Annotated in this window: 19 protein-coding genes; 15 read left to right on the plus strand and 4 right to left on the minus strand. The window is 44.4% G+C overall.

Going from position 1 to position 21518, the window contains the following annotated elements; genetic code table 11:
• Positions 1-34 precede the first annotated feature (34 nt).
• Together VIB_RS04540 and argS are read right to left on the minus strand one after the other, a co-directional pair.
• Entirely contained in the window at positions 35-463 is a 429-nt protein-coding gene (locus VIB_RS04540) for an HIT family protein (RefSeq protein ID WP_004394809.1), read from the minus strand.
• Between the two features lie 108 nt (positions 464-571).
• Positions 572-2305, minus strand: coding sequence for an arginine--tRNA ligase (argS, locus tag VIB_RS04545; RefSeq protein ID WP_004394810.1), 1734 nt, complete (start codon positions 2303-2305; stop codon positions 572-574).
• 206 nt (positions 2306-2511) lie between these two features.
• Here argS and VIB_RS04550 point away from each other — a divergent pair, with 206 nt between their 5' ends.
• Entirely contained in the window at positions 2512-3111 is a 600-nt protein-coding gene (locus VIB_RS04550) for a VOC family protein (protein ID WP_004394811.1), read from the plus strand.
• Here the strand turns inward: VIB_RS04550 and VIB_RS04555 are convergent.
• The gene (locus VIB_RS04555; protein WP_040904161.1) at positions 3103-5880 is read right to left on the minus strand and encodes an insulinase family protein; all 2778 of its coding nucleotides are present in this window, start codon (positions 5878-5880) and stop codon (positions 3103-3105) included. The genes VIB_RS04550 and VIB_RS04555 overlap by 9 nt on opposite strands.
• Positions 5881-6110: 230 nt before the next feature.
• Here VIB_RS04555 and sixA point away from each other — a divergent pair, with 230 nt between their 5' ends.
• The 14 genes from sixA (at position 6111) to VIB_RS04625 (ending at position 20757) form a co-directional block, all read left to right on the plus strand.
• Positions 6111-6578: a phosphohistidine phosphatase SixA gene (gene sixA, locus VIB_RS04560; RefSeq protein ID WP_004394813.1), complete on the plus strand. Its 468-nt coding sequence runs from the start codon at positions 6111-6113 to the stop codon at positions 6576-6578.
• Positions 6579-6865: 287 nt separating this feature from the next.
• Complete coding sequence (gene flhA, locus VIB_RS04565) at positions 6866-8959, plus strand: flagellar biosynthesis protein FlhA (RefSeq protein ID WP_040904163.1); 2094 nt, start codon at positions 6866-6868, stop codon at positions 8957-8959.
• A 30-nt stretch (positions 8960-8989) separates the two neighbouring features.
• Positions 8990-10456: a flagellar biosynthesis GTPase FlhF gene (gene flhF / locus VIB_RS04570; RefSeq protein WP_004394815.1), complete on the plus strand. Its 1467-nt coding sequence runs from the start codon at positions 8990-8992 to the stop codon at positions 10454-10456.
• Positions 10457-10469: 13 nt separating this feature from the next.
• Complete coding sequence (locus tag VIB_RS04575) at positions 10470-11357, plus strand: MinD/ParA family protein (RefSeq protein WP_040904164.1); 888 nt, start codon at positions 10470-10472, stop codon at positions 11355-11357.
• Positions 11350-12084, plus strand: a complete 735-nt coding sequence (locus VIB_RS04580) for an RNA polymerase sigma factor FliA (RefSeq protein ID WP_040904165.1) — start codon at positions 11350-11352, stop codon at positions 12082-12084. The genes VIB_RS04575 and VIB_RS04580 overlap by 8 nt, the downstream gene beginning before the upstream one ends.
• Positions 12085-12129: 45 nt before the next feature.
• Complete coding sequence (cheY, locus tag VIB_RS04585) at positions 12130-12498, plus strand: chemotaxis response regulator CheY (RefSeq protein WP_040904166.1); 369 nt, start codon at positions 12130-12132, stop codon at positions 12496-12498.
• 120 nt (positions 12499-12618) lie between these two features.
• On the plus strand, positions 12619-13335 hold the full coding sequence (locus VIB_RS04590; RefSeq protein ID WP_004394818.1) for a protein phosphatase CheZ: 717 nt from the start codon (positions 12619-12621) through the stop codon (positions 13333-13335).
• A gap of 9 nt (positions 13336-13344) precedes the next feature.
• The gene (locus VIB_RS04595) at positions 13345-15621 is read left to right on the plus strand and encodes a chemotaxis protein CheA (protein WP_004394819.1); all 2277 of its coding nucleotides are present in this window, start codon (positions 13345-13347) and stop codon (positions 15619-15621) included.
• A 34-nt stretch (positions 15622-15655) separates the two neighbouring features.
• Complete coding sequence (locus tag VIB_RS04600; RefSeq protein ID WP_004394820.1) at positions 15656-16774, plus strand: protein-glutamate methylesterase/protein-glutamine glutaminase; 1119 nt, start codon at positions 15656-15658, stop codon at positions 16772-16774.
• Between the two features lie 10 nt (positions 16775-16784).
• Positions 16785-17561: a ParA family protein gene (locus VIB_RS04605; RefSeq protein WP_004394821.1), complete on the plus strand. Its 777-nt coding sequence runs from the start codon at positions 16785-16787 to the stop codon at positions 17559-17561.
• Positions 17554-18561 carry a chemotaxis protein CheW gene (locus tag VIB_RS04610; protein ID WP_004394822.1) on the plus strand — a complete coding sequence of 336 codons (1008 nt, stop codon included), beginning with the start codon at positions 17554-17556 and terminating at the stop codon, positions 18559-18561. Before VIB_RS04605 ends, VIB_RS04610 begins: the two co-directional genes overlap by 8 nt.
• 38 nt (positions 18562-18599) lie before the next feature.
• Entirely contained in the window at positions 18600-19085 is a 486-nt protein-coding gene (locus VIB_RS04615; protein WP_004394823.1) for a chemotaxis protein CheW, read from the plus strand.
• Positions 19085-19594 (plus strand): DUF2802 domain-containing protein, encoded by a 510-nt coding sequence (locus tag VIB_RS04620; RefSeq protein WP_040904167.1) that lies wholly within the window; start codon positions 19085-19087, stop codon positions 19592-19594. Before VIB_RS04615 ends, VIB_RS04620 begins: the two co-directional genes overlap by 1 nt.
• A gap of 410 nt (positions 19595-20004) precedes the next feature.
• Positions 20005-20757 carry an MlaA family lipoprotein gene (locus VIB_RS04625; protein ID WP_004394825.1) on the plus strand — a complete coding sequence of 251 codons (753 nt, stop codon included), beginning with the start codon at positions 20005-20007 and terminating at the stop codon, positions 20755-20757.
• A gap of 86 nt (positions 20758-20843) precedes the next feature.
• Here VIB_RS04625 and VIB_RS04630 read toward each other — a convergent pair whose 3' ends face one another.
• Positions 20844-21512, minus strand: a complete 669-nt coding sequence (locus tag VIB_RS04630) for an SDR family oxidoreductase (RefSeq protein ID WP_004394826.1) — start codon at positions 21510-21512, stop codon at positions 20844-20846.
• Between the last annotated feature and the right edge of the window lie 6 nt (positions 21513-21518).

The following is a 21518-nucleotide window of genomic DNA, read 5'->3' on the forward strand; positions in this document are numbered from 1 at the left end:
ATGTACGGCTTTTTTGTCAATGAATGATTTAAGGTTAAGCTTTAGAGAATAAGTGACTCAGCGCTAAGATACCTTGCAAACGAGTTAACATTGCTTGTTGCTCAACAGCGTCGCGTTGCTGCCCGTTGGTATTTCCCCATATTGGTCCTGGCCAAGCACAGTCACTGGTAAAGCGTGCAATATGATGGATATGCAATTGAGATACAATATTACCGAGTGCACCGAGATTAATCTTGTCGGGTTGAAACAAAGCTTCAAGCGCTTGACTGACGGCTTGAGATTCCAGTAAAAACTGCTGTTGTTCGGGCATCGGTAAATGATGTAGCTCTTTCAGATGTTCTCGTTTCGGTACTAGGATCACCCAAGGTACCGCTGATTCTTTATGTAATAACGCAACACACAGTGGGAAGTGGCCAATAATATCAGTATCTTTTGCCAGTTGTGGGTGAAGTTCAAACGGCATCGTTGCCTCCATTTTGGACGATTGTTCGATGTAATAAAGGCTGGCACAACGCCAGCCTTTTGTTCTTAATATATTGTATTGATTCGTCGTTGACGAGAGGCTCGCTACTTACATTCGCTCTAGAGTGTTAATGCCGAGTAGATCCAAACCTTGTTTGATGGTTTTTGCTGTCAGTGCAGCAAGTTTCAAGCGGCTCTGCTTGCTTTCTTCATTACTGGCAACCAAGATTGGACAAGCCTCATAGAAACTAGAGAATTGACCAGCCAGTTCAAACAGGTAACTACACATAATGTGTGGCTGACCTTCGCGGGCGACGGCTTGTACCGCTTCTTCAAACTGCAGCAGTTTAGCGATCAAAGCTTTTTCTTTTTCTTCACCAATAATGATTTGGCCAGTAAGTTCATCCATTGAAATACCAGCTTTAGCGAAGATAGAGGCAACACGAGTGTAAGCGTACTGCATATAAGGCGCAGTATTACCTTCAAATGCCAGCATATTATCCCAATCGAAAATATAATCGGTGGTGCGATGCTTAGACAGGTCAGCATATTTTACCGCAGCCATAGCGACAGTGGTGGCAATGCTGGTTTTCTCTTCAGCCGTTAAATCTGGGTTTTTCGCTTCAATCAGTGCCGCTGCGCGCACTTGCGCTTCATCGAGAAGATCGGCAAGACGCACGGTTCCGCCCGCACGAGTTTTAAACGGACGCCCATCTTTACCCAGCATCATGCCGAACGCGTGATGTTCAAGTGACACATGTTCAGGAATGTAGCCCGCTTTACGTACGATAGTCCACGCTTGCATGAGGTGCTGATGTTGTCTGGAGTCGATGAAGTACAGCACTCGGTCCGCGCCAAGTGTTTCATAACGATATTTTGCACAAGCAATATCGGTAGTGGTATACAAGAAACCACCATCACGCTTCTGGATGATAACGCCCATTGGCTCACCATCTTTATTTTTGTATTCATCTAAAAAGACAACTTGAGCGCCGTCATCTTCTTGAGCAATGCCTTTTTCTTTTAGATCAGCGACGATACCCGGTAGCATATCGTTGTACATGCTTTCGCCCATGACATTATCACGTGATAATGAGACATTGAGGCGGTCATAGTTTTGTTGGTTTTGAATCATGGTCACATCGACCAGCTTCTTCCACATCTCTAGGCAGAAAGCATCACCACTTTGCAGTTTCACCACGTAGTTACGTGCTTTAGCGGCAAATTCTTCATCTTCATCGTAGAGCGTTTTTGATTCGCGATAGAAAGCTTCTAAATCGGCCAGCTCCATTGAAACCTCACCCGATTGCTGTTGGACTCGCTCAAGGTTGGCAATCAACATACCGAACTGAGTACCCCAGTCACCAATATGGTTAGCTCGAATCACGTTATGGCCTAAAAACTCCAGCGTACGAACGACGGCATCACCGATGATTGTCGAGCGTAAATGACCCACGTGCATCTCTTTTGCCACGTTAGGGGCAGAGTAATCAACGACAATAGTTTGTGGTTCCGCTTTGTTGACGCCGAGATGAGCATCAGCGAGGGCTAATTCGGCTTGCTGAGCAAGAAAGGTCTCACTCAAGAAAATGTTAATAAAGCCTGGGCCCGCGATTTCGGTTTTACTGGCAATGCCATCGAGATCCAAGACATCAATGACCTTCTGTGCGAATTCTCGCGGATTCATCCCTAACTGTTTAGCGACGCCCATCACGCCGTTAGCTTGATAATCACCAAATTGTGGTTTTGCAGATTGACGAACTGCTGCAGGGCTTCCTGCAGGTGCACCAGCGGCTTCAAGAGCCTGAGAGACTTTATCATTAATCAGTGCTTGAATATTCACACGCGTGTCCTTTGATTCTGGAAACTGGTTTGGTATGCATTTTATTCACTACGGGGTAGTGAGTGCATATCTCGATTCTGTTGATAATTTACGGCCCATAATAACAATTTTATGGGGAGGCACATAGGGCGAAAATTAGGTATTTTTCTACTTTAACGAGGAATCTTGATACTATCAGCTGAAAATACCGATTTTGGATGATTATTATGTCTGAATTACTCATCAATTCTGGCCTTCACCCTGAGCAGATGAAAAGTGAAGTTGATGATTTCATGGATAAAATTCATGAATTATGCAAGATCTTACACATTGATATCTCATCATTAGCGATTGATCATATCGCGCTTAGAATCAATCAGTGGCCATTGGCGCAAGCCGCTCATCAAGCTTGGTTAGAGTATGGTTCCTTACTCTCTGAAGCGAAGATCAACGGTCGACCCATCGTCGTATTGGATTTGTATCAACCTATCGTTCATAAGCATTGGTCGATAGCGTGTTTAGAACTGCCTTATCCTGCCGAAGGAAAATGTTATCCAACACAAGGTTGGGAGCATATTGAATGTGTTTTTCATGCTAATGCTACAACCGCACAGGCGTATCTGCAGGCTATTTTGCAACATTTTCCTGAATTAGCGGAACATTGGGATTCATTAGCGGCATTAGGGGTTAAGACAAAACTTTCTCATCCACAAGGTGAAGGTGAGCGGCTTGCAAACCCAACCGTTGCTTTTAAATGGCAGGGAGTGTGCCTTAAACTGCATCCTCACAGTTTAAGGCAAGTGATTGAGTCCGAAAGATTAACCTAAATCATACACTTTTGGGCGTAATTGAAACTCTGCTATTGAATCAATTGGTTGCCCTAGTGTGAAAGGCGGAGCGTGGTGGTGGGCTTGTCCTTGGGTATGCATAATTAAACGGTTGGCCGTTCTGGGTTTTAATTGATTGACCACAAAGCGGATCATATCAGAACGACTGAGGCGTTTGAGCTCTTCTAGGACCATCTCGCGTTGATCAAAGCTCCAGTCTTTATTACCGATTGCTACCCATAATCGTTGCGCTCGGCTTCTTAACGTTGGATCGGCAGAGGCGATTTGGTTCCATAACCCTCGTTTACTGCTGTGCCATTGATATTCGTTTAATTCGAGCAATACCATGTAAAAAGCGTTTAAAAATTCATCGATTGAATTGATCAGTTCAATCGGTGCTGCATGTGGAGATTGAACGTAAAGGACAATGCCAGGGTGACGGTTAAGGGGCATGTTGCCAGTACCCACCATATAACCGAGCTGCTGCTTGGTCCGTATTTCATGAAAAAATGTCGCTGACATTAGATGATTAGCGAGTGAATACAGGGCGATGCTACGGGGCTGACTATCTGGCGATTGGTAATACACCACTACGGCTGAATCATCTTGATTGCAATGAACTTCATGTTGAAAAGAACCATGATTGCCCAGCGTGATCAATGGGCGTAACGCTTCTTGATAAGCTTGATCGTTCACTCGTAAGGCCGTTTTTAGCATTTCGCCCAGGGTCAGCGCTTCTTGGGCTAACCAATCACCATACACGAACATCTCAACATGCAGCTTGGAGAGGATTAACTCAACAAAGGGCGCAAGATGCTCAAGCTTGATACTTTCGAGAGCGTTCAGTAAATCACTATAGGGAGGATTATTCGGTTGCAGTAATCCGGTCATCGCATTAAATAGCTGTGAAATAGGACGATCATGCGCTGCATTACGCCAGTTACGATGTAATTGCTGTTTAATCGTAGCAAAACGTGCTGGCTGAAAGTCACGTTGAGAAAATTTATCCAAAATCATCTTCATCAGTTGCGGTTGCTTTTGACTAAAGCCAGAAAGAGAGAGGGTAACACCGCCTTGATGGGCATAGAGGTTATAACTCATACCGGCGATTTCCGCTTGATAGGTTTGGGTGGCTAAACTATCTAAGAACATCTCTACACATAAGCGAGTCATAACGATGTGACGAGTGCTTGATACGGCATGAGGGCTATCGATGGCCATATAGATCACACCTTTCGGAACCTGAAATTCAGTGTCTTGTTGATGCCATAATCTAAAGCCGGGTAATTCTTCAATAATCTGTGGTTGCGCAGTAGGATTGACGAACGGCTTGGGTTCTAATTGTTCGCAAATAAATGGGTTTTTACCGGGTAATCTCACTGGAAAATCAGTGACGATCGTGTGGTATTTAGTTAATTGCTGTTGAGTAAAGGGGCGACAAGCATAAGGCGTTCCATACCACTGTGCATTACGATCATAGCTGAGTCCTTGAGCGACTAAGGTTACTCGTAAGTTCTCTGGTACCAGATAGCTGAGAATAGTGTTCAGTAAAGGTTCATCATAGGCTTGCATCATATAATCACCATACATGATGTCCTCAGGCTGGTAATGTTGCATATTGATCACTAAGTGGCTGGCAATATCAAGAGGGCGCGAGGTTTCTTGAAAACGGAAGACGGATTCAAGAACGGCTCTTTTTTCTAGATAGCGCCACTCATTAAGCCCTTCACGGCCAATCAGCGCTAAAGTTTGAAACAGCATCTGAATAATATCATCGACGTGCTCAATGCCTTGCTGAGTTAAGGTACAACTGATAGCAAACTCTCGGTAATTGCTGCCGCTGGCTCCCCCTCCCGCAGAGAGGGATGTGATCCAATTGCGCTCTCTTAATGCCAATAATAAGCTGCCTTCCCCTTCATAACCCAATAAATGGGCAAAATAGGAGAGGGGTTTGTATTGATAATAGGCATCCGTACTCGGCATTGGGAAACTTAAGATCAGCTTGCGGGTTTCTTTTAATGGCTCAACATACAGCCATAATCCGGTATGTTTTTGTTCAACAAAGGGGGGCTGAATATTTTTATCAGCTTGTTGAGTATTAATAATGGTGGCAAAACCTTGTTCCACCGAGTGTTGTAACTCATCCAGTGATTGTGGGCCAACGATTGCTAGTGTCATGATATCAGCCGAGTAATAAGCTTGATAAAAAGCGATCACTTCATCACGAATGGATTGGCCGTTTCTATCGGCGAGAGTCTGTTGATTACCGACGGAAAATTTAGCAAAAGGGTGAGCTGGATTAATGGTTTCTTTGTGGACTTGATATAAACGTCTCGAGTCAACGTTTAATTTCATCTTAAATTCAGAATCAACCGCTTGACGTTCTTTATCTAGGGCTTCAGCATTGAATAGTGGGGCTAAAAAAAACTGACTGAAACGATCCAGTGCTTTGGCAAAAGCATTGGGATCGATATCAAAAAAGAAACAACTATGTTCCGTTCCTGTCCAGGCGTTGTTGCTTCCGCCGTGCTGACTAATAAAATTTTGAAACTCGCCTACTTTAGGGTATTTTTCAGTCCCTAGAAACAGCATGTGCTCTAGATAATGTGCCATGCCTGGTCGGTCACTAGGATCATCAAAATGACCCACTCTAACCGCCAATGCCGCTGCGGATTTCTGTGCATCAAGTTCATGGATCAGTAAAACACGTAATCCATTCTTTAACGTGAGATAACGATAATGATGATTATCATTGGGGCTTATATGCACAGAGGGTCTCCAAACGGGAAATGAATAGTAAGTATGGCGCTGAAACAACAGCCTGCCAATTGACGGTGAGTAAATTTTTGAACAAACGGTCATTTTCATCGTGATAACAACTTTTTAGCAGAGTGTTAGCTTCATCGATGTCTTTGAGCCGTAGACTGTTATAATCATGACTATGGTCAATATGCCCTAGCAAAAAAGAGCATGCCGACAATAGGTTAATAGGTAAAAATATGAAAATTGTGATTATGCGTCATGGAGAAGCTGAACATTATGCGGACAGTGATGCAGAACGAGCGTTAACCGAAACAGGACAAACAGCGTCTGCTGCGGTTGCTCGTGTGTTTGCTAAGCAGTCAGGATTAGACCAATTTGATAAAGTATTGGTGAGTCCTTACTTACGTGCTCAGCAAACTTGGCAGGCCATTTCGGGATGTTTTTCGGTGGCTAAGGTAGAGACCTGTGACGATATTACGCCTTATGGTCAAGCTGAAGATGTGTTTGAGTATCTTGTGGCTCTGATTCAAACGGAACAACTCGAGACACTGCTGATTATTTCTCATTTGCCTTTGGTCGGTTATTTAGTGGCGGAATTGGTCGCCGGTCTCCCTGCGCCAATGTTTCCTACCTCTGGTGCGATCGGTTTAGAGTTTGACCCTGAGACAAAGCAAGCCAGTGTATTGTGGAATGTTTATCCTTAATCGGCACCAATACCAATAATTGTTATCTATCACCCAAACAACTTGACGCTGAAACTTCACGTTGTTTGGGTGGCAAGCTGCCTTGGGTTTTAGGCAGCTTTTTTTATCATTCACTATGCTGATGAGGCTGATCTATTCTGATGGTCATGGTGAAGGAGATCATTATTCAGATGAATCGTCATATTCTTGACATACACAACTGGACTAAAACTTGCATCTTTGCTGCTCGGTAGGATCTCGTACACCGTTTTGTCGTAACTTTCCATTAACTTATTACTTGCAGGCCTATGAAATTTACGCTGCCATTTGCTCATAAATTACCTAAGATTCCACAACGCAGTCTTCCCGCGATTGGTGCGCCAGTCATGGTACTGGCTACGTTGGCCATGGTGGTCTTACCGATACCTGCGTTTTTACTCGATTTATTTTTTACCTTTAACATTGCGTTATCGATGGTCGTGTTATTAGTGACTGTCTATACCCGACGCCCACTCGATTTTGCTGCGTTTCCAACCGTATTGTTAATTGCCACGTTATTACGTTTAGCATTGAACGTGGCTTCAACTCGTGTGGTGTTATTACACGGACATGAAGGTTCTGGTGCGGCTGGTAACGTCATTGAAGCCTTTGGTAGCGTAGTTATTGGTGGTAACTACGCGGTTGGTTTGGTGGTATTCCTTATTCTGATGATCATTAACTTCATGGTCGTCACCAAAGGGGCGGGACGGATTTCAGAGGTGAGTGCACGCTTTACTCTTGATGCTTTACCCGGTAAGCAGATGGCAATTGATGCCGATCTAAACGCTGGTCTGATTGATCAAGAGCAAGCGAGAACTCGTCGTTTTGAAGTAACAAAAGAAGCGGATTTCTACGGGTCAATGGATGGTGCTTCAAAATTTGTTAAAGGTGATGCCATCGCTGGGATCTTGATTCTGTTCATCAATATTGTCGGTGGCTTAATTATCGGGATGATCCAATACGACTTGAGCTTTAGCCAAGCAATGGAAATCTATATTTTGTTGACCATTGGTGACGGTTTAGTGGCGCAGATCCCTTCGTTACTGCTTTCTATCGGTGCGGCCATTATGGTTACCCGCCAAAATACCGATCAAGATATGGGTGAACAGCTCATTTTCCAGCTGTTTGATAATCCTAAAGCCTTAATAATCACCGCGGGCATACTTGGCATAATGGGGGTTGTTCCTGGTATGCCTCATTTTTCTTTTTTACTACTTGCTGTTTTAGCAGGGGGCGCGGCTTATTGGTTGCAACGAAAACAGGCAAGAGAGAAAGAAGAAGCGAAGTTGCCCGTTAAAGCCGAAGGCGACGCTCCGACATTACGTGAATTATCGTGGGATGATGTACAGCCTGTCGATGTTATTGGTCTGGAAGTTGGCTACCGTTTGATCCCCTTAGTCGATAGAGATCAAGGGGGCGAACTGCTGGAGCGTGTTAAAGGGGTACGCAAAAAACTGTCACAAGATTTTGGTTTTCTAATTCCTCCGGTACACATTCGCGATAATCTTGAGCTGACACCAAATAGCTATCGAATTACCCTCATGGGCGTCGCGGTGGGCGAAGCTGAAATTAGACCCGATCAAGAACTCGCCATTAACCCAGGGCAAGTGTATGGAATGATCGACGGTGAACACACTTACGATCCCGCTTTTGGTTTAGAAGCAGTGTGGATACGTGAAGAGCAGCGAGAGCATGCTCAAGCACTGGGTTACACAGTGGTTGACGCCTCTACGGTATTAGCGACACATTTAAGCCAATTGCTCACCAATAACGCTGCACAATTAATTGGTCATGAAGAAGTACAAAACTTACTTGAGCTACTTGGACGGACGGCACCGAGATTAGTCGATGGTTTTGTCCCTGATCAGTTATCGTTAGGCGTTGTGGTGAAAGTATTACAAAACTTACTCAATGAAGCGATCCCGATTCGAGATATCCGCACGATTGTTCAAACCTTGTCTGAATATGCGAGTAAGAGTCAAGAACCTGACATTTTGACCGCTGCGGTGCGTATCGCATTGAAACGATTAATTGTTCAAGAAATCAATGGTATAGAGCCAGAGTTGCCGGTTATCACGCTGATCCCTGAGCTGGAACAGATATTGCATCAAACTATGCAAGCTTCAGGCGGAGAGTCTGCAGGCATTGAACCTGGTTTGGCGGAACGTTTACAAATGGCGCTTAGCCAAGCGACTCAAGAGCAAGAGCTTAAAGGGGAACCCGCTGTATTATTGACTTCAGGCGTCTTGCGTTCAACGTTAGCCAAGTTTGTCAAAAATACGATTCCAAATCTCAGAGTTCTCTCCTATCAAGAGATCCCGGATGAGAAACAGATTCGAATTGTACAGGCAGTGGGTAACTAACCACTTTAACCAACAGTACGGATATCTGCCTTGAAAATTAAACGATTTTTTGCGAAAGACATGCGAATGGCGCTGCTGCAAGTGAAAGAAGAGCTTGGAGCGGACGCGGTGATCATGTCGAATAAAAAAGTCGCAGGAGGTGTCGAAATTGTCGCCGCGGTCGATGCGGATTCAGCTTCATCAGCCCCTACAGCGACGAAACAGTATCGTGCTTCGCCTGCTCAGTATGATAATCGTAAGCCAAGCCCATCAACGCGCAATAGCGCAAGAGAGCTGGAAGACGACCGAGTCAGCTTAAAAGCCAGCAATGCGAATGGCGCTTCTATGACTCAGCGTTTTGCCAGCATGCTGAAACAGTACAGCCAAACACCAGATACCGAACATCGCGCCGAAAATGAAGACTCATTAACGGCCTTGTTGCAGCGCAACCAGACCAAAACGGCCCCTAATCGACAATTGGCGAATGAAAGCGCACTCGCAAAGTTAATGGCTGAAGAGAATCCCACTCCTCGTCAACGCCCACGTCTAGACTCTTCGCGTTACGAACCGAAACGAGATAATGAGCCAACACTGACTCAGCAAGAGTTAGAGAGTATGCGCGAAGAGATGAACTCGATTCGACGTTTGCTTGAGCACCAAGTATCGGGATTAATGTGGCAAGAAGTGGAGCGTCGCGAGCCTTTGCGAGCGATGCTGATTAAGCGTTTGGAACGCATGGGTGTTTCTTTGGAGTTGGCTGATCAACTCGCTTGTTATATCCCCGAGGAAACGCCGCCACCGAAAGCGTGGAAAGCTTTACTCGGCTTAGTCTCCGATCAAATCCCTGTAGTCAAAAAAGATATTTTACAACGCGGCGGTGTCGTTGCATTACTGGGTCCAACTGGAGTGGGTAAAACGACGACGGTTGCTAAATTAGCGGCTCGTGCGGCGATGGAGTATGGCTCAGATAATGTGGCATTAATAACCACCGATACTTACCGAATAGGCGCTCATGAACAACTCTCGATTTATGGTCGAATTATGGGATGTCCAGTAAGAGTTGCTAAAGATTCCAAAGAGTTAGCCGATGTAATTCATCAGTTACGTAATCGACGCTTGATCCTTGTTGATACTGCGGGAATGGGCCAGCGTGATGTACGTTTATCTGAACAATTGGATACCTTAATGCAAGAGAGTGATGAAGTGATTCACAGCTACCTTGTATTACCCGCTACAGCACAGCGTAAAGTGCTACAGGAAACCATTGAGCACTTTCGAAGAATTCCTCTTTCTGGGTGCATTATGACTAAGCTCGATGAGTGTTTGAGCTTGGGAGAGTTTGTCAGTGTTGTCGTTCAAAATGCGTTACCCGTTGCTTATATTGCCAACGGACAACGCGTACCCGAAGACATAGTGATTGCTCAGCCAAAGTACATGGTGGCAAAAGCAAATGAGTTACTAGAGAAGTCGACAGAGAATGAACCTCATTACTGGAATAGCGATTCAGAGAGATTCTAGGCGGCGGACAAATATGACGAATAAAATGATATATGATCAAGCAAGCGGCCTACGCCGTTTAACTCAACCTTCAGTCACGAAAGTGATCGCCGTAACCGGTGGAAAAGGCGGAGTTGGCAAGTCTAACGTAGCGCTTGGTATGGCTATCTGTATGGCCCGCCAAGGAAAAAAAGTCATGGTGTTGGATGCCGACTTAGGATTAGCTAATGTTGACGTTATGCTAGGGATTCGGCCTAAACGTAACTTAGGTCACGTATTAGCAGGTGAATGTGAATTAAAAGACTCCATTGTTGAAGGTCCGCATGGTATAAAAATCATTCCTGCGACATCCGGTACTCAATCGATGACCGAGTTAACTCATGCTCAGCATGTCGGGTTAATCAGAGCGTTTGGTTCACTTGAAGATGAGATGGATATTCTACTGGTTGATACCGCAGCAGGGATTTCTGACATGGTCGTGAGTTTCTCTCGTGCGGCGCAGGATGTGGTTGTGGTAGTATGCGACGAACCGACTTCTATCACCGATGCATATGCCTTGATCAAACTTTTGAGTAGAGAACATCAAGTTGAGCGATTTAAAATTGTCGCTAACATGGTGAGAAGCTATCGTGAAGGGAGAGAGTTATTCGCAAAATTGACTTTAGTCACAGAGCGATTTTTAAATGTCGGGTTAGAACTCGTCGCCTGCATTCCTTTAGACGATAATGTACGACAGGCAGTAAAAAGACAGAAAATTGTCGTTGATGCTTATCCTCGCTCTCCAGCTTCATTGGCCATTAATTCATTAGCCAATAAAGCACTCACTTGGCCAATACCACGTACGCCAAGTGGTCATTTGGAGTTTTTTGTAGAGCGACTGCTTAATCGAACTGAACCAGTAGAGGAACCTTTTGGTGAATAAAGCGCTGACTTACGATCAATACGGTAATATGACTAGCCAGAAGCTATTTCTGGAAAAATATGCTGTATTGGTTAAGCGTATAGCTCATCATTTAATCGGGCGTTTGCCACCTAGCGTACTTATTGAAGATTTAATGCAAGCTGGCATGATCGGCTTGCTTGAAGCGCAAAAAAATTACGATGGAAGTAAAGGGGCAAGTTTTGAAACCTATGCAGGGATTCGAATTCGTGGTGCAATGTTGGACGACATTCGCCGCGGAGATTGGGTTCCCCGCTCGGTTCACAAGCATAATCGAGAGATCAGTCAAGCTATCGCGATATTAGAGGGTGAATTATGTCGCGACCCAAGTGATGCAGAAATTGCGCAGCATTTAGGGATGTCTCTTGAACACTATCACAACGCATTAACGGATATTAGTTGCTCAAGGATAGTGGGTATCGAAGATCTTGGCGTATCGGATGATGCTATTTCGCCATTGGATGATGCGGAGGACAATGCCCCTTTTCAGGGGGTGGCCGACGAATTATTCCGTAAAGCATTGGTTGAATCAATAAAATCACTTCCAGAACGTGAAGCTTTGGTACTTTCGCTCTATTATGATGAAGAGCTAAACTTAAAAGAAATCGGTGAAGTAATTGGCGTGAGCGAGTCCCGCGTGAGTCAAATACTGAGCCAATCTATGCAACGTCTGCGAACTAAGTTGAGTTCTTGGACACAAAACGACTAAATATCACTGACTTTGAACTCAGTGGAGGCAATTTTGAATAAAAATATGAAAATCCTTATTGTTGACGATTTTTCAACAATGCGCCGTATAGTAAAAAACCTACTTCGTGATTTGGGTTTTAATAATACCCAAGAAGCGGACGACGGTTTGACGGCGTTGCCAATGCTAAAAAAAGGTGGTTTTGATTTTGTGGTCACTGACTGGAACATGCCGGGTATGCAAGGCATTGATCTGCTCAAAAATATTCGCGCAGATGCAGAGCTTAAGCACTTACCTGTACTGATGATTACCGCAGAAGCCAAGCGTGAGCAAATCATAGAAGCTGCTCAAGCGGGGGTTAATGGCTATATCGTGAAACCATTTACGGCTGCTACGCTAAAAGAAAAGTTAGATAAGATTTTTGACCGCCTATAATTTTAAAGCACGGGTCAAAAGTTCATTGAGAATTTTTTGCATGTAAGCGGCAACGTTAATCGTACAAAAAATAGTCAGCGAACAGGTATTTATCCATTATGTGAGCAAGGCTAAGACAGGATGATTTCATTAGAACAAGCAAAAGAACTCGTTCAACTATTAGAAAATGGTCAGCAAGATAGCGCCAATACACTGGTTCAACAAGTGTATGAATCTGAAGGCAATCCAATGCTAAAGGAGATCGGCGTATTGACTCGCGATCTGCATGATTCTTTGCGCCAGTTTCAAGTTGATGAGCGAATGAGTCAAATTGCTAACGACGAAATGCCTGATGCCAGAGATAGATTGCATTATGTCATTGATAAAACTGAAGTCGCTGCCAATAAAACAATGGATGCGGTTGATCGCTGCTTACCGATAGCCGACAACCTACATGGAAGTTTGCTACTCATTCGACCACAGTGGAATGCGCTTATGCGCGGTAAAATTGACTTGAATGAATTTAAAGCACTTTGCCATCGTATTGATGATCTTCTTTCGCAAATAGAAGGCAATAGTAGTGAGCTTCGAGGGCAATTAACCGAAATTTTGATGGCGCAAGATTTTCAAGATTTAACGGGACAAATTATCCGCCGAGTGATCACCTTAGTCAATGAGGTGGAAGGTCGCTTAGTAGAGATCTTGACCGTATTTGGTAAAAATCAATTACAACAATCAGGAAAAGTTGAAAAAGCACCTTGTGAGCCAGAGGGACCAATCATTAATCCTCATGAGCGTACAGATGCAGTTTCATCGCAAGACGATGTCGATGATTTATTATCGAGTCTTGGATTTTAGGGGTAAAGTATGAGCTACGATTTAGACGACGACATTCTTCAAGACTTTCTGGTTGAAGCTGGCGAGATTCTCGAGTTGTTATCAGAACAGCTAGTAGAGTTAGAAAATAACCCACAAGACCGCGAACTTCTTAATGCCATTTTCCGCGGTTTTCACACTGTAAAAGGCGGCGCTGGCTTTCTCTCGCTCACCGAACTGGTAGAAACCTGTCACGGTGCAGAAAACGTGTTTGACTATTTACGTAATGGTCAACGTAGTGTCAACGCTCGTTTGATGGATGTGATGCTACGTGCTTTGGATACGGTGAATGAGCAGTTTCAAGCGGTACAAAATCAAGAGCCATTGCAGCCAGCTGATCCGATCTTAATTCAAGAATTGCATGATATGTGTAAGCCTGAATCTGAGGATGAACCTGAAGCTGACTCCGAATCTCATGTACCAGCGCCTTCTGAAGATGTGACCGCTCAAGCCTCGAGTAACGCTCATATCGATGCTAACTCGATTGATGATATTAGTGATGATGAGTTTGAAAGCTTACTTGATGAGTTGCACGGTAAAGGTCGTAGTCCTGGTGCGGAAAAGGCGGCCAGTGAAGCTGCCAAATCTCAGCCATCACCAGCATCAGCACCTGCTGCTTCAGGTGATATTACTGATGATGAGTTTGAAAAATTACTTGATGAGCTGCATGGAAAAGGCAAAAGTCCCTCATTACATGGTTCTGGAGAAGCCCCCTCTCCAACGGTATCGTCACAACCCGCGGTAAAAGCAACACCATCGAATGTGAACGCTAATGGCGATATCATGACCGATGAAGAGTTTGAACGTTTATTAGATGAGTTACACGGCAGTGGTAAAGGACCATCGATCGAAGAGCTAGAAATGGCTACGCGCCCAGCGGCAGCCAATACTACTCAGGCAGCAAAAGCCGCTGCACCAGCCAGTCCATCTATTGAAAAGAAACCAGTAGAACAACCTAAGCCTAAAGCTGCTGCCCCTGCCGCTGCACCAGCACCAGCTAAACCTGCTCCAGTCGCTAAGGCAACGGATACCAACTCAGACAAGAACGAGTTAGTTGCTGCTGGTTCTGGCGGTGCTAAAAAACCTCAAGTAGAGGCGTCAGTTAGGGTAGATACCTCGACGCTTGATACCATCATGAATATGGTGGGTGAGTTGGTATTAGTGCGTAACCGACTGTTGAGTCTTGGCCTTAATAGTAATGATGAAGAGATGTCTAAAGCGGTCTCTAATCTTGATGTGGTGACGGCAGACTTACAAGGCGCGGTAATGAAAACGCGCATGCAACCGATCAAGAAAGTATTTGGTCGCTTCCCTCGCGTTGTTCGTGATTTGGCTCGAACCTTGAACAAAGACATTGTTTTGGAGTTGAAAGGGGAAGAAACCGATCTGGATAAAAACTTAGTAGAAGCGCTTGCCGATCCATTGATTCACTTGGTACGCAACTCCGTTGACCATGGTATTGAAATGCCCGACGACCGTGTTGCGGCAGGGAAACCGCGTACGGGTAAAGTTATCCTCTCTGCGTCTCAGGAAGGCGACCATATTGAGCTGGCGATCGTTGATGATGGCGGTGGTATGGATCCCGATAAACTGCGAGCGATTGCGGTTAAACGTGGCATGATGGATGAAGATGCGGCTTCTCGATTGACGAATAAAGAGTGTTTTAACCTGATTTTTATGCCGGGCTTTTCCAGTAAAGAGAAAATTTCTGATATTTCTGGACGCGGCGTAGGGATGGATGTGGTTAAAACCGCGATTAATACCCTTAACGGTTCGATTGATATTGATTCTGAACTCACGAAAGGGACCAAAATCACCATTAAAGTTCCGTTAACTCTGGCTATTTTGCCTACGTTAATGGTGGGAGTGGCAGGTCATCCATTCGCTTTACCGCTCGCGAGTGTTAATGAAATCTTCCACCTTGATTTACGCCGGACCAATATTGTCGATGGTCAGCTAACGATTATTGTGCGTGAAAAATCCATTCCGTTGTTCTATCTACAAAATTGGCTAGCCCCTCAGGCGGGTAAAGTCGAGCCTCGTAAAGGCCATGGCCATGTAGTTATTGTACAAATTGGTAACCAACGCGTTGGCCTAGTTGTGGATACATTAATTGGCCAAGAAGAGGTGGTGATTAAGCCTCTCGATAAATTGTTACAAGGTACGCCTGGTATGTCTGGTGCTACGATAACCAGTGATGGTCATATAGCCTTGATACTTGATGTCTCTGATTTACTTAAGAAATACGCAGCTGCTTCGCGTATCTAGTGGTCGATAGACCACCCAAATGATAAGGGTAACTATGCCGATTAAAGTCTTAGTTGTTGATGATTCAAGTTTCTTTCGACGCCGAGTGAGTGAAATCATCAATGCTGAATCGCGCTTAGAAGTGATTGATGTGGCGACTAATGGCCGAGAAGCTGTCGATAAAGCCATGCGTCTAAAACCAGATGTCATCACCATGGATATTGAGATGCCGGTGATGGATGGAATTAGTGCCGTACGTGAGATCATGGCTAATAATCCAACGCCAATTCTAATGTTTTCATCGCTGACTCATGATGGTGCCAAAGCGACACTGGATGCGTTAGATGCTGGCGCTTTAGACTTTCTGCCGAAAAAATTTGAAGATATAGCCCGCAATCGAGAAGATGCAGTCACTTTATTGCAGCAACGAGTGTTACAAATTGCGGCGAAACGCAATTTTATGCGTCGTCCGGTGGTCACCAGTAGTGTCACGTCCTCGAACCTTGCCTCGCGCTCGTCATCTGACTCATCAGCGTCAGCTCAGGGACGTGTGGCAACTGCACCTTCAGCATTATCACGCTTTAAAGCAACCGGTAAAAAGTACCAATTAACCGCGATTGGTACGTCAACCGGAGGCCCCGTTGCGCTACAGAAAATCTTAACTAAATTGCCGGCTAATTATCCTCATCCGATCATTTTGATCCAACATATGCCAGCCACCTTCACTGGTGCTTTTGCAAGTCGCCTGAACTCTTTGTGTAAAATTCAGGTGAAAGAAGCCGAAGATGGTGATGTTCTTAAACCGGGTACCGCTTATCTCGCCCCTGGCGGTAAACAGATGATGTTAGATGGTCGCCCAGGAGCGGCCAGATTACGCATTATTGATGGTGGAGAACGGATGAACTACAAACCGTGTGTTGATGTGACATTTGGTTCTGCCTCTAAGATTTTCGGGGATAAAGTCTTATCGATGATCCTCACAGGGATGGGGGCTGATGGTCGCGAGGGTGCTCGTATGTTGCAATCTGCTGGAGCAACAGTTTGGGCGCAAGATGAAGAGAGTTGCGTTGTTTATGGCATGCCGCAAGCGGTTTCCAAAGCGGGAATCTCATCTGAAGATTTGCCCTTGGATCGCATCGCAGAACGTATGCTGATTGAAGTTGGCTTGAGTTAAGGAAACGTTAATGATTGTTTGGAGTGTGGCAAACCAGAAAGGAGGCGTAGGTAAAACTACTACGACCATTACCCTTGCTGGCTTATTAAGCCAACAAGGTAAGCGCGTTTTGCTGGTCGATACCGATCCCCATGCATCATTAACGACTTATTTAGGCTATGATTCTGATGCCGTGCCAACGAGCCTTTTTGATCTATTTCAGTTACGCGAGTTTAATGAACAAAATGTCGAGCCATTAATCTTACGTACCGATATTGAAAATATGGATCTGATCCCTGCTCATATGTCATTAGCTACCTTAGATCGAGTTATGGGTAATCGCAGTGGTATGGGATTAATACTTAAACGTTCATTGCTTGCTCTACGCCATCGTTATGACTACGTATTAATTGACTGCCCTCCGATTCTTGGGGTGATGATGGTGAATGCGTTGGCGGCGAGTGACCGTATTTTAATCCCAGTGCAAACTGAATTCTTGGCAATGAAAGGATTAGAACGCATGGTCCGTACATTAGCGATCATGCAAAAGTCACGCAATCGCGAGTTTAAAGTCACCATTGTGCCTACGATGTACGACAAACGAACTCGTGCGTCATTACAAACTTTGACTCAGCTAAAGAAAGATTACCCTGAACAGGTATGGGCATCTGCCGTTCCCATTGATACTAAATTCCGTGACGCAAGTTTGAAGCGTCTACCAGCTTCTCATTTTGCAGAAGGAAGCCGAGGAGTGTTTGCTTACAAACAGCTGTTACTCTTCTTAGAGAGGTTGGCTATCGATGAGTAACTCCTTACTATCTAGCGAACAAGCACTGGATGATTACTTCGCGGCTCTACTAGAGGAAGAGCTGGATGAGCCGAATTGGCAAGATGGTCCTTTTTCGACCACGCTTATTAGTCATTCAATAGATGATCCTCAACCTCAACCTGCTCGCCAGCGGAGTGCAGAAAGCTATATCGATCAAGAATTAGTCGAATTTGAGTTGCCTAATTTAGATGACGTACAACGCTTGCTGAGTCAATTAGAGAGCAGTAATCCTGTCGCTGAGCTTGATCTTGAAGTGGTTATGGCAGAAAACACCACTCAAATTGCTCAAACGGTTACTGAGACGGTAGTGGAAGAAATTCAAGAATGGGATATTGAAGAGACGCTTGTTGAGTCTGATCCTGTTATCACGATTGAAGAGCCAGAGCTGTTTGTTGAGGAACCCTCTTTACAGCCTTTGGAAGCAGAGCCTGAGGTGATCATCGAGCCGGTTATGGCAGATGACACGTTAGTGACCGAGGACACACAACCTGATCCATTCGGCATTGGACAGTGGCAATGTCCGATCCGTGAACAAAATTTTCAAGTTTTGTATTTTGATGTTAACGGAGTGACTTTTGCCGTACCACTGGATGAGTTAGGTGGTATTCATCGTAAAGCTACGTTGAACCATCTGATTGGACGACCAGCATGGTATTTAGGCTTACAAACTAACCGAGATTCACAGTTGGATGTGGTCGATACGGCGAAATGGGTAATGTCTGATAAATTAGCGGATGATACGTACAAAAAAGACTATCAATATATAGTCATGTTAGATAACAGCCTGTGGGGCTTAGCTTGTACTAAACTATTAGGTACTGAATGGTTAAGTAGCGATAAGGTACGCTGGCGAGAGCAAGTGGGCAAACGACCTTGGCTCGCAGGAATGGTTAAAGAAAAAATGTGCGCTTTGATACACGTTCATGCATTAATCGCTATGCTTAATGCAGGTCTTGATGTCCAAGCGCTCGATAAATAATACATATTTTGTCGGTCACGACTTAAAGAGGAAAAGGTATGTCTGAAGTAGAAGTGAGAAAAGAACACTCAAATGATGAAGTGCTTCAGTGGGTAACATTTCAATTGGAAGAAGAGACTTATGGCGTCAATGTGATGCAAGTCCGCGAAGTGTTACGTTACACCGAGATCGCACCCGTCCCAGGGTCGCCTGACTATGTTTTAGGAATTATTAACCTACGTGGTAATGTTGTCACCGTTATTGATACACGTTCACGTTTTGGTCTGATGCAAGGTGAAATCACCGACAATACACGAATCATTGTCATTGAATCTGAGCGTCAAGTGATTGGTATCTTAGTCGATAGCGTTGCTGAGGTGGTTTACTTACGTTCATCGGAAATTGATACCACGCCAAGTGTCGGTACAGAAGAGAGTTCTAAGTTTATCCAAGGCGTGAGTAATCGTGATGGAAAACTGCTTATTTTGGTTGATCTCAATAAACTGCTATCGCAAGAAGAGTGGGACGATATGGCTCATCTCTAATGAGTGATTTCTTACACTTTACGCCTTCTGTCCTTGCAGGGGGAGCGGCGTTCATTGTTGTACTATTAACGCTTGGGTTGTGGTTTTTGCGCCGTTCATTAACTCGCCAAGGCGATTATTTTCGTCAACAAGTTCGCCAGCTTGATAAAGAGTTGCAAAAAGCCACCAAGCAGTTGTTAGAAGTGCGTTCTGCTGCAATCGGCCTTGGGCAAAAAGTCACAGGGCAACAAGAGATCATCGTTCACTTAAGTGAGCGTCTTAAGCAGTTAGAAAATGTTGATACCGATGCCCGCCTATACAGTCGGGCAAGTAAAATGGTCAAGTTAGGCGCTGACATTGATGAGCTTATCGAAGAGTGTGAGTTACCTAAAGCCGAAGCGGAATTAATGTTATCATTGCAAAAAAAGTTGGCCGGTAAAGAATCTATTCCACCTTTAAGTAGCGATCCGGAAGGGCGCATGCCTGCTTCTAATACGGGTAAAAGACCGACTCGTAAATCTTCTCTTTAAATAAAAGCCAAATGAGAGTGTTACACTTTCTTTTGGCTTTTATTTTCGTAAACCATTATAAGAATTTTGCTTACTATCGTCTCATAGGCGGGATTTTGGCCGTTTTTTCATCGATAATGTTCAGGTTAATAACGAGTTTAGCGCTAATTCTATTTTGTCTCTGGGATGCTGTGTTAGTATCAACGGTTTTGAATAACTCATTAATCATTTTTATTGGTTACTGAAAATGATTAATAGCAATCGACGCTTTTTGTTTACTGATGACCGAGCGTTAATATTCTGGTTACATCAATAAGACAAATTCGACGATAATATGATATTTTAAGGCTCATATTGTTATATTCACCCTATTTTTATATTGTAAAAGTCGAGCAATGTCGCAATGACTTTTCACCAATTGGATTATGACCATGCCCAGCCGTTTGTTACGGATAGCAATGCTTTTATTGATGCTGGTACTGGCCGGATGTAGCTCGGTACCTGAAAATGCACATAATGAATCACATCCTAATGACCCTTTAGAGGGGTTTAATCGCGCGATGTGGAAAATTAACTACGATTACCTAGATCCCTACCTAGCTCGTCCTGTTTCACTGGTTTATGTCGATTATGTCCCGTCACCATTAAGACGCGGTTTAGCGAATTTCTTATCCAATTTAGATGAGCCAGCCAGTATGGTTAATAACCTGATCATGGGGAATGGCGAAAAAGCGCTCGATCATTTTAACCGTTTTTGGTTAAACAGTACTTTTGGGCTTTTAGGTTTGATTGATATCGCCTCAGAAGCCGGAATTCGTAAGCATGATGACAAACAATTTGGTGATGCGATAGGTTATTACGGTGTCGGTAACGGACCATACTTAATGGTACCGGGTTATGGACCCTATACTGTGCGGGAAGTGGCGGATACGGTTGATGGTTGGTATGTTCCTCTTGCGTATTTGAATATTTGGGGAAGTATTGGTAAATGGGCGGTTCAAGGAATGGAAACCCGTGCCGCTTTAGTGCCTCAAGAAGCCATGCTACAGCGTTCTCCTGATCCTTACGCATTAACGCGAGAAGTTTATTTACAACGTCGTGACTTTAAAGCTGAACGAGACACAGAACATTACGACACCGATCAAGAAGATTTCCTTGATGATTACCTCGACGGCGGATTCTAGTTTTTCTTGATACTAGACATCCAATGAGTGCAGGCCACTTGACTCTAAAGTGACCTGCACTTTCTATTTCTATTCTCTCTTTGCCATCATGCTGACATGACTCGTCCACTGAAATAGTCATTAGTCACAATGTATTCGGTATTACGTATAAGCTCATCTTGAATTTCAGCCCAATGTAGATTGTGATGATTGGCTCCCGCCATCGGGATCACGCCACCGACGCGAATATTATAGGGCGTTAACTCTCTGGCCCAACTTTGGGTAAAGCCGGCAACCATAGAATTGGTATTTTCCATTCCGGCTTGTTGTTGTGTGGTATTGTGCCAGACGAGATTAACAATCACCCCTTTTGCTTGATGTTGACGCATCCTTTCTGAGCAAGTTTGCCCAAAAGTAAAGAGGGAAGAGGCCATATTGGCCAATTGCTGAATAAAACGCTCTGTAGGCTGTTCATCCACCAAAGAAGGAAAACTGACGCTTGGCCAATGATTGATTAACACGTCCGGGGCTGAGTGGTAGGTGGTTTCAATATAATCAAATAACAGATGAATACTCGTTGGAGAGCGGTCGGGTAAAGTGTAGTAATGAACACGATGACTGATCGCGTAGCAATGCTGCCAGGTGGTGACTAAAGCACTATGATCGGTATCGCATAATATGACATTAGCCCCCAAACGAGCAAAATGCATCGCCAGCGTGCTGCCCAGTAACGAATTAGCCGAAGTTATTAAAATTAATGCACTTTTAATTTTCATTGTGTG

Source organism: Vibrio metschnikovii CIP 69.14 (assembly GCF_000176155.1).
Classification (GTDB): domain Bacteria; phylum Pseudomonadota; class Gammaproteobacteria; order Enterobacterales; family Vibrionaceae; genus Vibrio; species Vibrio metschnikovii.